Below are 317 nucleotides of genomic sequence, written 5' to 3' on the forward strand. Positions count from 1 at the left end.
GGCGACCGCATGCCGCCCATTCCCGCACGCGGTGACCGTGATCGCCATGTGGCCCCAGCGGATCGTCTCCGCGGGGAGCGAGGTGATCAGCATCCGCCGCAGGTCACCGCGATCGACTTCGGGCCGATGACCCACGGGGTCGCCGGGCCGGTCGAACAGGATAGCGCCGCCCTGATCGACGACGCGCTTGGCGTTTTCGCCAGGGCGCACAAGGCTGAGGAAGTCGTCGTGGAGACCCGTAGCCCTCAAGGCGATCTGTCCGGTGTGCTCGTGGATGTCGAGCAGGCCGCCCTGGGCTCTCGCATCGACCGATGGTT

At 68.5% G+C, this 317-nt stretch carries 1 pseudogene; it reads right to left on the minus strand.

Annotation, left to right across the window (positions count from 1 at the left end):
• Nucleotides 1–317: pseudogene (locus AC0IY0_RS28785) on the minus strand (FAD-dependent monooxygenase); the annotation flags it as partial.

Source organism: Methylobacterium sp. AC315 (genome assembly GCF_979253755.1).